Source organism: Neobacillus sp. GCM10023253, from assembly GCF_042653105.1.
Lineage (GTDB): Bacteria > Bacillota > Bacilli > Bacillales > Cytobacillaceae > Neobacillus > Neobacillus citreus.
Genome location: NZ_JBHSHV010000012.1, coordinates 524979 through 539428, shown reverse-complemented (window position 1 = coordinate 539428; position 14450 = coordinate 524979). Strand labels below are relative to the sequence as shown.

General features: G+C 41.3%; 15 protein-coding genes and 1 tRNA gene. 15 read left to right on the top strand and 1 reads right to left on the bottom strand.

All coding sequences use genetic code 11. The features are described 5' to 3' along the window. Positions 1 to 19 precede the first annotated feature (19 nt). Positions 20 to 463: a YslB family protein gene (locus ACFPA1_RS16820; protein WP_378584239.1), complete on the bottom strand. Its 444-nt coding sequence runs from the start codon at positions 461 to 463 to the stop codon at positions 20 to 22. A 420-nt stretch (positions 464 to 883) separates the two neighbouring features. On the opposite strand from ACFPA1_RS16820, the gene ACFPA1_RS16815 reads away from it, so the two are divergent. From ACFPA1_RS16815 to tig, 15 genes are all read left to right on the top strand, one after another. Then, positions 884 to 1492, top strand: coding sequence for a succinate dehydrogenase cytochrome b558 subunit (locus tag ACFPA1_RS16815; RefSeq protein ID WP_213144665.1), 609 nt, complete (start codon positions 884 to 886; stop codon positions 1490 to 1492). Positions 1493 to 1551: 59 nt separating this feature from the next. After that, entirely contained in the window at positions 1552 to 3303 is a 1752-nt protein-coding gene (gene sdhA / locus ACFPA1_RS16810; protein WP_213119970.1) for a succinate dehydrogenase flavoprotein subunit, read from the top strand. A 21-nt stretch (positions 3304 to 3324) separates the two neighbouring features. Continuing rightward, positions 3325 to 4086 (top strand): succinate dehydrogenase iron-sulfur subunit, encoded by a 762-nt coding sequence (gene sdhB, locus ACFPA1_RS16805; RefSeq protein ID WP_213144666.1) that lies wholly within the window; start codon positions 3325 to 3327, stop codon positions 4084 to 4086. A gap of 129 nt (positions 4087 to 4215) precedes the next feature. Next, positions 4216 to 4812: a class D sortase gene (locus ACFPA1_RS16800; RefSeq protein ID WP_378584414.1), complete on the top strand. Its 597-nt coding sequence runs from the start codon at positions 4216 to 4218 to the stop codon at positions 4810 to 4812. Positions 4813 to 4987: 175 nt separating this feature from the next. Beyond that, entirely contained in the window at positions 4988 to 5212 is a 225-nt protein-coding gene (gene gerE / locus ACFPA1_RS16795; protein WP_019154738.1) for a spore germination transcription factor GerE, read from the top strand. A 144-nt stretch (positions 5213 to 5356) separates the two neighbouring features. Then, positions 5357 to 6646 (top strand): NO-inducible flavohemoprotein, encoded by a 1290-nt coding sequence (gene hmpA / locus ACFPA1_RS16790; protein ID WP_378584237.1) that lies wholly within the window; start codon positions 5357 to 5359, stop codon positions 6644 to 6646. 170 nt (positions 6647 to 6816) lie between these two features. After that, the gene (locus tag ACFPA1_RS16785; protein ID WP_213144668.1) at positions 6817 to 7266 is read left to right on the top strand and encodes a MarR family winged helix-turn-helix transcriptional regulator; all 450 of its coding nucleotides are present in this window, start codon (positions 6817 to 6819) and stop codon (positions 7264 to 7266) included. A 103-nt stretch (positions 7267 to 7369) separates the two neighbouring features. After that, positions 7370 to 8164, top strand: a complete 795-nt coding sequence (racE, locus tag ACFPA1_RS16780; protein WP_378584235.1) for a glutamate racemase — start codon at positions 7370 to 7372, stop codon at positions 8162 to 8164. Positions 8165 to 8299: 135 nt separating this feature from the next. Then, positions 8300 to 9352, top strand: a complete 1053-nt coding sequence (locus ACFPA1_RS16775; RefSeq protein WP_378584233.1) for a GerMN domain-containing protein — start codon at positions 8300 to 8302, stop codon at positions 9350 to 9352. A 133-nt stretch (positions 9353 to 9485) separates the two neighbouring features. Beyond that, positions 9486 to 10244: a ribonuclease PH gene (gene rph / locus ACFPA1_RS16770; RefSeq protein WP_378584232.1), complete on the top strand. Its 759-nt coding sequence runs from the start codon at positions 9486 to 9488 to the stop codon at positions 10242 to 10244. 11 nt (positions 10245 to 10255) lie between these two features. Then, the gene (locus ACFPA1_RS16765) at positions 10256 to 10867 is read left to right on the top strand and encodes an XTP/dITP diphosphatase (protein WP_378584230.1); all 612 of its coding nucleotides are present in this window, start codon (positions 10256 to 10258) and stop codon (positions 10865 to 10867) included. Beyond that, complete coding sequence (locus tag ACFPA1_RS16760; protein ID WP_378584228.1) at positions 10864 to 11376, top strand: metallophosphoesterase family protein; 513 nt, start codon at positions 10864 to 10866, stop codon at positions 11374 to 11376. The genes ACFPA1_RS16765 and ACFPA1_RS16760 overlap by 4 nt, the downstream gene beginning before the upstream one ends. Before the next feature lie 107 nt (positions 11377 to 11483). Beyond that, positions 11484 to 11560, top strand: a tRNA-Arg gene (locus ACFPA1_RS16755). 103 nt (positions 11561 to 11663) lie between these two features. Further along, complete coding sequence (locus tag ACFPA1_RS16750; protein WP_378584227.1) at positions 11664 to 12692, top strand: tetratricopeptide repeat protein; 1029 nt, start codon at positions 11664 to 11666, stop codon at positions 12690 to 12692. Positions 12693 to 12857: 165 nt separating this feature from the next. After that, the gene (gene tig, locus ACFPA1_RS16745) at positions 12858 to 14144 is read left to right on the top strand and encodes a trigger factor (protein ID WP_378584225.1); all 1287 of its coding nucleotides are present in this window, start codon (positions 12858 to 12860) and stop codon (positions 14142 to 14144) included. Positions 14145 to 14450: the final 306 nt, after the last annotated feature.

Sequence of the window (14450 nt, the reverse complement as noted above, 5' to 3'; positions counted from 1 at the left end):
GGCTTTGCCCCCCTTTCTTTTAGTCTTTATCCCATTTGACGGTGAAGCAAACTTTGTTCGATTTTTTGACCGGGTGTTCGAAGGTTTCCGCAATAGCCCCTTTTTGGACTTCGATTTGCTGAGCTAGGAAGCCGGCTTCAAGTTGAAAGAAGTTTTCCGCTTTTGATTTAACACGCGATACAATCATTGGACTTGCCAACTCGAATTCCAGCTCATTTTTTGCTTCCTTCTTAATTTCTAACTCACCCCATGAAGCTTTTGAAAAAAAATCTATCAGGCTTTCGTAGCTTTCCAAAGGATATTTTCGAGCGAGACGTTTCCCTGCCCAGTAAAGAATTTCAGGAGTGTCCTTGCCGAAAATCTCAGGGAGAAGAACTTCTCTAATTAATTCATAGCCAAATATAGAGACTGTCCTTGGTTCAGGCGTTTGTAGATCTTGGTCCATTACTGCACTATTTTTCATTTACTTCCCCTCTTTCTATCATTCTATTATATACAAATCGAGTTCTGTTTCAGTACAGTTTTCTAATAATGTAAAGAAGTCGCAAAGAAATTTATTATTTTACAATATATGTTCTTATTTCTTATCATAATTATCGTTTCCGATATAGGAAAAAAATTATCCAGTAAGATGTTGGTAATTACAAACAAAAATAAAGCGCTTACAAAACGATGACATGCTGAAATTCATATCTATAATAATATCAATATATTATAAAAATTTTAGTTTTCAACGCTTTTTTATGTATCCGTTTCCTTGACGCTCTATGATGTTGGGAGTAAAATGGACATGTCACATAATTGTCACAGTGATGCTAGGTTATATTAATGAAGGAAGTTAAAACTTAACATCATTTTTTAAAATTTAAAAGGGGGTAAATCAATGGCGGGGAATCGCGAATTTTTCAATCGGAGACTGCACTCGTTGCTTGGGGTTATCCCAATCGGGGTATTCATTGTTCAGCACCTGATTGTCAACCACTTTGCAACAGAAGGAGTGGAATCCTTCAACAAGGCAGCAAATTTCATGGGGACACTTCCGTTCCGTATTGTCCTTGAAACAGTAGTAATTTATTTACCTTTGCTGTTCCATGCAATCTATGGTCTGTACATTGCATTTACAGCAAAAAACAATGTTTCAAGATTTGGTTTCTTTAGAAACTGGATGTTCCTGCTTCAGCGTGTATCAGGGGTAATCACTCTTATTTTTATCGCATGGCATGTGTGGGAAACACGTATTGCCGCTGCATTTGGTGCTGAGGTTAACTTCCAAATGATGCATGATATTCTTTCTTCACCAGTCATGTTTGCATTTTATGTAATTGGTATTATTTCAGCTATTTTTCACTTTGCGAACGGATTATGGTCTTTCATGGTAAGCTGGGGTATTACGCAATCCCCACGGTCACAAACTATTGCTACATATTTTACGATGGTAGTTTTCGTACTTCTATCTATCGTAGCCGTTCAAACTCTATTAGCTTTTGTTTGATAAATTAATGATTTCTTGATTGGAAAAATATTGGATTTGGATTAAGGGAGTGAGTCACGATGAGTAAAGGTAAGGTGATCATTGTCGGTGGCGGATTGGCCGGCTTGATGGCGACTATTAAAGTTGCAGAACACGGAACTCCTGTAGAATTATTTTCTCTTGTTCCTGTTAAACGCTCTCACTCTGTTTGTGCCCAAGGCGGTATTAATGGAGCAGTAAATACTAAAGGTGAAGGGGATTCCCCATGGATTCACTTTGATGATACGGTTTATGGCGGAGATTTCTTGGCTAACCAGCCTCCGGTTAAGGCAATGTGTGATGCCGCGCCTGGTATTATCAATTTATTTGACCGGATGGGTGTTATGTTTAACCGTACTCCAGAAGGCTTATTAGACTTCCGCCGTTTCGGGGGAACTCAACACCACAGAACTGCATTTGCAGGTGCAACAACTGGTCAGCAGCTTTTATATGCATTGGATGAGCAGGTTCGCCGCCACGAGGTAGCAGGGCTTGTTACTAAATATGAAGGCTGGGAGTTTTTAGGTGCAGTCGTTGACGAGGAAGGCGTTTGCCGTGGAATCGTTGCCCAAGACTTAAAAACAATGGAAATCAAATCTTTCGTTGCAGATGCCGTAATTATGGCAACTGGCGGACCTGGTATTATTTTTGGTAAATCTACAAACTCAGTAATTAACACTGGTTCGGCAGCATCGATTGTTTATCAGCAGGGTGCATATTATGCAAACGGTGAAATGATTCAGATTCACCCAACTGCCATCCCTGGTGACGATAAACTTCGCTTAATGAGTGAATCTGCTCGTGGTGAAGGCGGCCGTGTTTGGACATACAAAGACGGAAAGCCTTGGTACTTCCTAGAGGAAAAATATCCTGCATACGGTAACCTGGTACCACGTGATATCGCAACACGTGAAATTTTTGATGTCTGTGTTAATCAAAAATTGGGTGTTAACGGTGAAAACATGGTATTCCTTGACCTATCTCATAAGGATCCTCATGAATTGGATGTTAAACTTGGCGGTATCATTGAAATTTATGAAAAATTTGTTGGTGATGACCCGCGTAAAGTTCCAATGAAAATTTTCCCTGCCGTTCACTATTCAATGGGCGGACTTTGGGTTAATTATGACCAAATGACTAGCATTCCAGGCCTATTTGCTGCTGGAGAATGTGATTATTCTCAGCATGGTGCGAACCGTCTTGGCGCAAACTCACTGCTTTCTGCCGTTTTTGGCGGTATGGTTGCAGGACCAAATGCGGTTAGCTATATTGAAGGACTTGAGAAAAGCTCGGATGCTGTTTCTTCTACTGTCTTTGACCGTCATGTTAAAGAGCAGGAAGAAAAGTGGAACAATATTATGTCATTGGATGGCAATGAAAATGCCTACATTCTTCATAAAGAGCTTGGCGAGTGGATGACTGATAATGTAACAGTTGTTCGTTACAATGACAAACTGTTGAAAACAGACGAAAAGATCCAAGAACTGTTAGAGCGTTACCAAAAAATCAATATTAATGATACATCTAAATGGAGCAACCAAGGAGCAGCCTTTACAAGACAACTGCAAAACATGCTGCAATTGGCTCGCGTTATTACGCTTGGTGCGTACAACCGTAATGAAAGCCGTGGCGCCCATTATAAGCCTGAATTCCCTGAACGGAATGATGAGGAATTCATGAAGACAACAATGGCTAAATTTACAGATGCGAAAACTGCACCAGCTTTCCATTATGAAGATATTGATGTGTCTTTAATTCAACCACGGAAGCGTGACTATACAACAAAACACTAATAGGAAAGGGGAGAAGAAAAGATGGCTGAAACTAAGACTGTAAAATTTATTATTCAACGTCAGGACAATGAAAATTCTGCCCCTTATGAGGAAGAATTTGAAGTTCCATACCGCCCGGGGATGAATGTTATCTCGGCGTTAATGGAAGTTCGGAGAAACCCTGTTAATGCAAAAGGACAAGCTACCAGCCCAATTACTTGGGATATGAACTGTCTTGAAGAGGTTTGTGGTGCATGTTCAATGATTATCAACGGAAAGCCGCGCCAATCCTGTTCGGCCTTAGTGGATCAATTGGAGCAGCCGATCCGCTTAGCTCCAATGCGGACATTCCCTGTTGTGCGCGACCTTCAGGTTGATCGCAGCAGAATGTTTGATGCATTAAAGAGAGTGAAAGCGTGGATTCCAATTGACGGAACCTATGACCTAGGACCAGGACCTCGTATGCCTGAGAATAAACGCCAATGGGCTTACGAGCTTTCCAAGTGTATGACATGTGGTGTCTGCCTAGAGGCATGTCCGAATGTTAACAGTAAATCAAAATTTTTCGGACCGCAGCCATTATCACAGGTTCGTCTTTTCAATGCTCATCCAACAGGTGCGATGAATAAGGCTGAGCGGCTTGAAACCATCATGGGTGAAGGCGGTCTTGAAGGCTGCGGTAACTCACAAAACTGTGTTCAATCCTGTCCAAAAGGTATTCCATTGACTACCTCAATCGCAGCATTGAACCGTGAAACAACATTCCAAGCATTTAGAAACTTCTTCGGCTCCGACCGCGACTAATAATGTTAAAAACCTCCTTTTTACAATGAAAGGGAGGTTTTTTCTTGTCTGGAAATTATAGTCGTTTCTCTGCCCGTTTGTTATACTTGAACTAATAGTATGAGCTTTTTGAAAAGGCAGGTATTTATGGTGAAAGCTAAGATTCCAATTCTTATTATATTGGCCGGGCTCATAGTTTTAGGTATCGGATTATGGCAGATTGCAGACACAAAAATGCAAACAAAAGCCTCCCTTCAAGAAGCAAAAAACTTAGTGCGTGAGCAGCCCAAAAAGGTTTCAAGCAATAATCAACCAGGACAGAAACAGGGTGAAAGCAAACCGCCGAATATGGGGGATACAGTCGGTCTATTGGCCATACCGAAGATAAAAGCGGAACTGGCGATCGTGGAAGGGACAAATCCCGATGATTTAGAAAGAGGAGTAGGCCACTATAAAGGATCGTATTTTCCCGGCGATAAAGGGCAAATTGTTTTATCGGGACATCGCGATACCGTTTTTCGCCACTTAGGTGAACTGAAAGTAGGCGACTCCTTAAATATGCAAATGCCCTATGGTAACTTCAATTACGAAATAACCCATACGAAAATCGTGAAGTCAGACGATACCAGTATTATCACCTTGCAAAACAAAGAAGAAGAATTAATTCTAACAACATGCTACCCCTTCCGTTACGTCGGAAACGCCCCAAAACGATATATTATATATGCAATGCTAAAGAGCTCATAAAAGAAGGGCTCTTGTCTTTTTTTTAGAAAGTTTTTTTTGGGGAAGTTTTTTCATAAAATTCATATCTAACGAGTAAATATAGTCACTCCCCCTGACCAGTTCACATAAGATATGGTGACTAAATATATACCCACCCCCGGTGCATAACTGGCGAAGGCAAGGAGGGTTACAATACTTGAAGGAGAATGAATATACTCACAAGCCATTACTCACCAAACGAGAAAGAGAAGTATTCGAACTGTTAGTACAGGACAAAACAACAAAAGAAATCGCTAGTGAATTATTTATCAGCGAAAAAACAGTTCGGAATCATATTTCGAATGCCATGCAAAAGCTTGGTGTGAAGGGGCGATCACAGGCAGTTGTAGAACTCCTTCGTATGGGAGAGCTAGAACTTTAAACATGACCGGCATCCTTATGGGACGCCGGTTCATACATTTATTTGGACAATTTTTTGTAATAACATAACAATACTTACCTCCTTTATCATCTTCAAGTCAGGAGATACTTTAGTAGTAAGGATAAAGGAGGTAAGAAATACATTATGTCTAATACGCAAATTAAAGAGAAAAATTCTTGGCAAGAGGTCGTAAAGACGGTAAAAACTCTTGATCCGAATAAGCTTGAAATCATAAAAGCCACACTTCCGATTGTGAAGGATCATGGTGAACAAATAACCAAGCATTTTTATAAGCGTATGTTTAAGCAGCACCCGGAGCTTCTCAATATTTTCAATCAAACGCATCAAATAACAGGTCACCAGCCTAAAGCACTCGCAGATGCTGTTTACGGGGCAGCGGCAAATATTGAAGATTTCAGCCAAATTATGCCCGTTCTCGAGCGAATTGGTGAAAAACATCGAAGCCTGCAAATTAAGCCGGAGCACTATCCGATAGTTGGTGAAAATTTGCTGGGAGCCATCAAAGAAGTATTAGGCGATGCGGCAACACAAGAAATTATTGATGCATGGGCGGATGCATATGGGGTCATCGCAGATGTGTTTATTAGAATGGAAAATAAAATGTATAAAACGGCGGAGACAATGCCTGGCGGCTGGGCCGGCTACCGGAATTTTGTTGTGGAAAAAAAGGTGAAAGAAAGCGACGTCATCACGTCGTTTTACTTAAAGCCGCAAGACGGTAAGGAAATTGCCAGCTATATTCCCGGTCAATACATTACCGTAAAACTGGAGATTCCCGGTGAACAATACACCCATTTACGCCAGTATAGTTTATCAGATCGTCCCGGTCAGAATTATTACCGAATCAGTGTAAAACGGGAAGACCCAAAAGGGGATAACATTCCTGCTGGGATTGTTTCCACCTATTTGCACACTCATGTAAAAGAGGGAGATACGATTCCGATTACCGCACCTGCCGGTGATTTTTATTTAGATTTGGATACGAATCTTCCGCTAGTATTAATTAGCGGTGGGGTTGGTCTTACTCCGATGATGGCCATGTTAAACACAACCGTAAACGAAAGCTCAAATCGGGAAATTTATTATATCCATGCAGCCATAAACAGCCAACTGCATGCCTTCAGAGCCCATGTAAATGACCTGGCAGCTGGACATAAGAATGTCCACTCCTTCGTTATTTATGAAAAACCATCAGAAGATGATAAAGAAATGAAAAATTACGATAAAGAAGGATTTTTTAGCCTGGAGTGGCTGCAGCAAAGTTTACCAACCAAGGATGCCGATTTTTATTTCTGCGGACCGGAGCCTTTCATGAAAGTGGTTAATAAAGCTTTAAAACAATGGGGAGTTCCAGAAGAACGGATCCATTACGAATTTTTTGGCTCCTTTGGAAAGCTGGAAGAGATCGAATAATCCAACTGGCAGGATGAAGCACCTTCATCTTGCCAGTTTTTTTGAGAAGCTGACAAGACAGTTCCGGCTTGAAATTTTCCTGAAAAAAGTAGACAATAAGTACAAGCTTGAAAAGTATTTTTTATTTGGTCATGTCATGAGGAGAAGCCTATTTTAGGAGTGTAGAACAAATGAAACTCGAAAATTCCCAAAAAGTGACTGGGGACGTTGTCGCAAATATCGAAAAAGAACTGCGGTATATATCAGGCATAATTAAGCAAAAGGGAAGAGAGATGTTGAGTAATTATAAAATTACTCCTCCTCAATTCGTTGCCCTGCAATGGCTCTTTGAAGACGGAGATATGACAATTGGCGAGCTCTCTACTAAAATGTATTTAGCCTGCAGTACTACCACTGATCTGGTCGACCGTATGGAGAAAAATCTTTTGGTAGAGCGGGTGAAAGATACAAACGATCGCCGTGTTGTGAGAATCCATCTTCTCGAAGAAGGCAAGAGAATCATTGATGAAGTGATTAAAAAGCGTCAAGTCTATCTTGAAGAAGTCTTAAAAAACTTCAATAAGGAAGAAATTCAACTCTTGCAAAACAACTTAATAAAACTGCATCAGGAAATGAAGTAAGTCCAGTAGACGGATTGGCGAGCCAGAGGTTCGTTTATGAACGCAGTTGATATGATGCGTTCGAATATAAAGAAGTTGCTAACAGCAAAATGAGGCGAAAAGTTTGAAGCAAGCAATTGGTGTTATAGATTCTGGTGTCGGCGGCCTGACCGTTGCTAAAGAGGTCATGAGGCAGCTGCCAAACGAGAAAATCATCTATTTGGGTGATACCGCGCGCTGTCCCTACGGCCCAAGATCGACGAAAGAAGTAAAAAGATTTACATGGGAATTGACCCACTTTTTATTAGAAAAAAATATAAAAATGCTGGTAATTGCCTGCAATACGGCAACAGCAGCTGCGCTCGACGATATCCGCAGGGAATTATCGATTCCTGTGCTAGGGGTCATTAACCCAGGAGCAAGAGCGGCAATAAAACGGACAAAAAACTATCGTGTCGGAATTATTGGGACAGATGGAACTGTCAAAAGCGGTGCCTACGAAAAGGCATTAAAATCACTTAACAGCCGTCTTTTTGTCAAAAGTCAATCCTGCCCCAAGTTTGTGCCGCTGGTGGAAAGCGGTGAATACGATGGGCCGATTGCTGCGAAAATTGTGGATGAAGCGCTGCAGCCTTTATTGAATCAAAACTTGGATACGCTTATTTTGGGGTGCACCCATTATCCACTGCTCGAACCGTTGATCAAAAAAATCATGGGTGAAAAGGTTAGTGTCATTAGCTCAGGTGATGAAACGGCCAGGGAGATTAGTGCCATTCTCCAATATAAAGGACTCCTTGAATCAGACGAGCAGGCACCAGAACATGAATTCTATACGACTGGCTCCACCTGGATTTTTTCAAAAATAGCGTCGCAATGGCTCGGCGCCCCTATTGAAAACGTGAAAAAAATAAAATTGTAAAATAGAGTCCTTGGTGGGCTCTATTTTTTTTAAAAAAAAATTTAATAAATTTGTCCTATTTTTCTTTTCGAGGCGGTCTAATTTTTTCATAGGCTCGTATACATGATAGTACAAACAGTCTTAGGGGGGAAAAATATGTTCAAAAATAAAGCAAAAATTCTTGGCCTGGCTGTGCTCACTTCCACGGTTGTGCTATCCGGCTGCGGCCTATTTGGCAGTGAAACACAAAAGAAAATTGATCCGCCAAAAACGGTGACGACAACGAGTGAGAAGAACATCAATAAGGAAACAGCGGCCGTAAAGAAGGAAAATGCAGAGAATGTGTTGAAGACGGAGCTATATCTCATTGACAAGAATGGTTATGTTGTCCCACAAACATTAAATCTTCCAAAAACAAAATCAGTCGCTAAACAGGCGTTGGATTACTTAGTGGTGAACGGACCTGTAACGGATATGCTGCCGAATGATTTTAGAGCCGTTCTGCCTGAGGATACAAAACCATCGGTTAATATTAAAGATGGGGTTGCAGTCGTTGATTTTTCAAAGGAATTCAAAAACTATCAGCCTGAGGATGAATTGAAAATTCTTCAGTCAGTCACCTGGACCCTGACGCAGTTTGCTGGTGTCAATTCTGTTAAGCTAAAAATGAACGGCCATGAATTAACGGAAATGCCTGTAAAAGGAACGCCAATCAGCGAAAAGCTTTCCAGGGCAACAGGCATCAACTTAGATACAAAGGATGTAGTGGATATCACGAATACGAAGCCAATTACTGTATACTTTATTGGCGGTGAAGAAGGCTCCTACTATTATGTGCCAGTGACCCGCAGGGTGAAAGCAAGTGAGAAGGATCCAATCACAGCGGCAGTCAATGAATTAATCAAGGGCCCAAGTGAAAAATCGAACCTTGTTTCTGAATTTATGACTGACGTTAAACTAAATGAAACACCGAAATATCAGGACGGAACTGTCACCTTAAACTTTAACAAAAATATTTACGGCAGCTTTGAAGAGAAAGTGATTTCGCAGAACCTATTGGATACACTGGTGCTTTCCTTGACTGAACAGAAGGGCGTACAAAAGGTAGCAGTTTTAGTTGACGGTAAAGCGGAATTGAAGAATGACAAGGGTAAGAAGCTTTCTGCACCGGTTACCCGCCCAGAAAAAGTCAATACAGGTAGTTTTTAAAAAATAATTTTTGTTATACTATATAATGACAATCAAAGAGGTTGGCTGACTGCCGCCTCTTTCTATTTTGTATTTAGTGTTTTTGTAAGGGGGGAGAGTCCCTTACAGTGACCACGGAGGAGGAGTTTGGGATATGGCGCGTGCAGACGGAAGAGAGCCATTGCAATTAAGACCCGTACATATTGAAACCAATTATTTAATGCATCCGGAAGGCTCGGTCCTTATTTCAGTCGGCAATACAAAGGTGATTTGTACCGCTAGCATTGAGGATAAAGTCCCGCCGTTTATGAGAGGGCAAGGCAAGGGCTGGATCACCGCGGAATATGCGATGCTTCCCCGGGCAACGGAAACAAGGAATATCCGAGAGTCCTCGAAAGGCAAGGTTACCGGCCGGACAATGGAAATCCAGCGATTAATCGGCCGTGCCTTAAGAGCGGTAGTGGATCTTGAAGCGCTGGGCGAGCGAACTGTTTGGATTGACTGTGATGTTATTCAGGCGGACGGCGGAACAAGAACAGCTTCGATAACGGGGGCTTTTGTGGCTTTGTCTCTTGCCTTACAGTCGTTTTCTGGGAAAAAATCATTATCAAAGTTTCCGATTACTGATTATTTAGCTGCAACGAGTGTCGGAATTTTAGAGGGCGGCCAAGTAGTGTTAGATTTAAATTACATAGAGGATTCCAAGGCACAGGTCGATATGAATGTTGTCATGACAGGAAGCGGCGAATTTGTTGAGCTGCAGGGAACGGGTGAGGAATCGACATTTTCCTACAATGATCTCCAAGGGTTGCTTGGTGCTGCTCAAGAGGGCCTCATGGAGTTGTTTGAACAGCAAAAGGCGGCCCTTGGCGAGGAAATCATGCAAAAAATTGAAAATCGCAGAAAGAAATAGAGGAGATTCATATGAATGAAGTTATCATTGCCACGAAAAATCCCGGAAAGGCCAGGGAGTTTGATCATATTTTTGCAAGCAGAGGAATTACAGTGCGGACGTTGCTGGACTTTCCGGAGCTTCCGGAGGTAGAAGAAACCGGGACAACCTTTGAGGAAAATGCCACATTAAAGGCGGAAACCATTTCGAAGGCACTTGGGAAAATGGTAATTGGCGATGATTCGGGACTAATCGTTGACGCGCTTGAAGGCCGTCCAGGCATCTATTCGGCCCGCTATGCTGGGGAACCGAAAAATGACTTGAATAACACGAATAAGGTACTTGCGGAGCTAGAGGGTGTTCCTGAGGAGCAGAGAACAGCACGCTTCTATTGTGCTTTAGCAGTTGCCATCCCTGGTCAGGAGACGTTTACGGTGTCAGGTACCTGTGAAGGCCGGATATTGGAAGAGCCAAGGGGTACCAACGGCTTCGGCTATGACCCGGTTTTCTTTGCTCCGGAAAAGGGAGTGGCAATGGCAAAGCTATCTGCTGATGAAAAAAATAAAATCAGCCATCGGGCGAATGCGTTAAGGAAATTGGATTCGGTGCTAGATTCGAAGCTGGAAAGCGCTGAAGGCAAATGAGCAAGGTATTGGTCGTAAGCGACAGCCACGGTATGACGAAAGAGCTTGAGGTAATCAGGGAAAGGCACTTGGCCGATGTCGATTTAATGATTCATTGCGGTGATTCCCAGTTGGACCCGGACCACAAGTCCTTAATGGGGTATTTTACGGTTGGCGGAAATTGTGATTTTGGCGGATTCCCGCTGGAGCTGGTAACGGACCTCTCTGGAAAAAAGATTTTCATTACCCATGGCCATCGATATTCGGTCAAAACTTCGTTGATGAAATTAACCTACAAAGCTCAAGAATCTGGTGCTGATATTGTCTGTTTTGGGCATTCGCATATCCTGGGGGCAGAGGTGATCGACGGTACCCTGTACCTGAACCCAGGCAGCATCCGCCTCCCACGCCAGCGTGTTGAAAAAACATACGTGATCCTTGACTTGCAGGAGAATTCCGTCAGGATGATTGTTTATGAATTAAACGGCAAGGACATACCGGGATTGGCTCGTGATTTCAAGGTTAATTAATAATGGGGGGAGCGCCCCCCCCGATTATTTTTCAGAAAAAATTTATAATCTGTTGACAATAAAATACTAAGGTAATATAATAAATCTTGTCTTTGATTACTGATTATGTCCCAGTAGCTCAGCTGGATAGAGCACACGCCTTCTAAGCGTGCGGTCGGGAGTTCGAATCTCTCCTGGGACGCCACTACTACATACCAAAATATATACTCACCTCATCAGGTGAGTTTTTTTTATGCTTTAATTATGTTACACTATTTTCCAATGATAACCTACAAGGACGGATTCTTATGAAAAAGCGGGAAAAAGTGAAAAAAATAGATAACGTGATTTTTTTCCCCGGAATGGAAAAAAGATTAACGGACAAAGGCTTAGAAAGCCTGCACAATAAAAAATATGCTGAAGCCATCAGGCTTCTCGAAGAGGCGAAAGAACTGGATCAGGATAACGATGATGTTTTAATCGGCCTGGTCCTTGCCTATTTTGAGGCTGGGAATTTTCAAAAGGCAAAGGTCCTTGCAAAGGAATTGCTTCATAAGGGAATCGGTGACTATTTTCAATTGGTGGATTTATACGTAACAGTGCTTATTCAGCTTCATGAATATCAGGAAATCGTCTCAACTATTGAGGCCCTCTTGGAGGAAAAAGAGATTCCGCCGGAAAGAATGGAGCATTTCTTAACCCTTCTCCAATTCAGCCGAAAAATGGCAGAGAACAAAAGCCTTGATCTGAGTAGTGAAGAGCCTAATGAGGATACCGATCCGGATTCATTAAATCTATTATCCTTAACCAGCCTGAACGAGCAAATGCTGGCCATTTCAAGACTTTCAGATAAAAACATCAGGCCTTATGTCCCCGAAATAGAAGACTACTTAAAAGCGGAAATAGGCCATCCCTTTTTAAAAACAATCCTATTAACTCTTTTAAAAGAGCAGGAAGTCGACAAAGACTTAAAAATGGTTAAATTTTCGGAAGAAATAACCATAAATCCGATAGGAATACCAGATGTAAGACATCAGCCGAAAATGACCTCTATTAAAGAACTGCTTGAGAATCGGCTTGAAAGCAGCAATCCCGTTCTCTTTGCCAGCATCAGTGAAATGGTAGAGCGCATTTTCTTTATCAGCTACCCATTCGAACTGGAGCCAGAGAATCCGGCTGCTTGGGCTGCTGGCTTTCAATATTTGGCGCAGGCATATATGGGGATAAACTCGGAAATAAATGAATTATCTAAAGACTATGACGTATCACCGGTTGAAATCACCCTTGCTATACAGGAAATAGAAGAAATTGAGAAAATTTCTTATCCTAATCTATAACCTTCGCTGTTGAAAGAAACAAATCCTGTGTTATAATGTAAGGGTTGCATTGTGTAAAAAACTATTTTACAGCAAAAAAAGTGGAAAATGGCTTCGTGGACAAGACATATTCCGAATTTAAATTCGTTACGAATGAAATGAGTAATAGATGTTGGAGGGAAAAGAATGACTGCAAAATGGGAAAAGTTAGAAGGAAACCGCGGTGTCCTTACAATTGAAGTAAGTGCAGATAAAGTAAACGAAGGTTTAGACGCGGCTTTCAAAAAAGTAGTAAAACAAATCAATGTTCCAGGCTTCCGTAAAGGTAAAATGCCTCGTGGAATGTTTGAAAAGCGCTTTGGTGTAGAAGCTCTATACCAAGATGCATTAGATTTTATTTTTCCAGATGCATACATGACTGCTATCGATGAAACTGGAATCGAGCCAATTGCTCAGCCTGAAAATGTTGATTTTGACCTTGAGCAAATGGGTAAAGACAAAGACTTTACTTTCAAGGCAACTGTTCAAGTAAAACCTGAAGTAATTTTAGGCGAATACAAAGGCCTTGAAGTAGAAGAGCTTGACACCACTATTTCAGAAGAAGATGTGCAAAAAGAATTAGAAGCTCTTCAAAATCGTCATGCTGAGCTTGTTGTGAAAGAAGAAGGAACTGCTGTACTTGGCGACACAGTTGTAATCGACTTTGAAGGCTTTGTTGATGGCGAAGCATTCGAAGGCGGCAAAGGTGAAAACTACTCTCTTGAACTAGGTTCAGGCTCTTTCATTCCTGGCTTTGAAGAACAACTTGTGGGCGTTGCTGCCGGCGAATCTAAAGATGTAGAAGTAACTTTCCCTGAAGAATACCATGCAGCAGAGCTTGCAGGTAAACCAGCTGTGTTCAAAACAACTGTTCACGAAATTAAAGGTAAAGAACTTCCTGCATTAGATGACGAGTTTGCTAAAGACGTAGACGATGAAGTTGAAACTTTAGATGCATTAAAAGAGAAAATCAAAACTCGTTTAGAAGACAGCAAAAAGCATGAAGCAGAACACAACCTACAAGATACAGTAGTGGAAAAAGCTGCTGAAAATGCTCAAGTTGAACTTCCAGAAGTGATGATTGACAACGAAGTAAATCGTCTTCTTCAAGATTTTGAACAACGTCTGCAAATGCAAGGCATGAACCTTCAGCTTTACTATCAATTCTCTGGCCAAGGTGAAGAAGCTCTTCGCGAACAAATGAAGGCTGATGCTGAGAAAAATGTTCGTGTAAGATTAACTTTAGAAGCTATTGCTAAGGCTGAAAACTTAGAAGTATCTGAAGAAGATGTAAATGCTGAGCTTGAAAAAATGGCAGGAATGTACAACATGCCTGTTGATAACATCAAAAAAGCTCTTGGCGGAACAGAAGGCATCAAAGAAGAACTTAAATACAAAAAAGCAATCGACTTTCTTGTTGAAAACAAGAAGTAATACGTAAATAGTTTCAAGGCACGATTTTTATCGTGCCTTGTTTTATACATTTTTTCAATTACATATTATAATAAGGACAGGGTAACCTTTTTTATAAACGGGTGGCAGGAATAAAATTTTTGCCGGCGAATTAATTAAATCCAAGATTGATTTTTGAAAATTATGGTTAAGCTGTTTGAGGTACATATTTCATTTTTTAAGCGAAGTCCAGACAAATAAAAAACATATTTTGAGAAAAGCTTTTTAGTTCCAGTCCGCCCGCTAAATGTGTTACAATGCAAAATACATACCTAATGAATTGTAGAA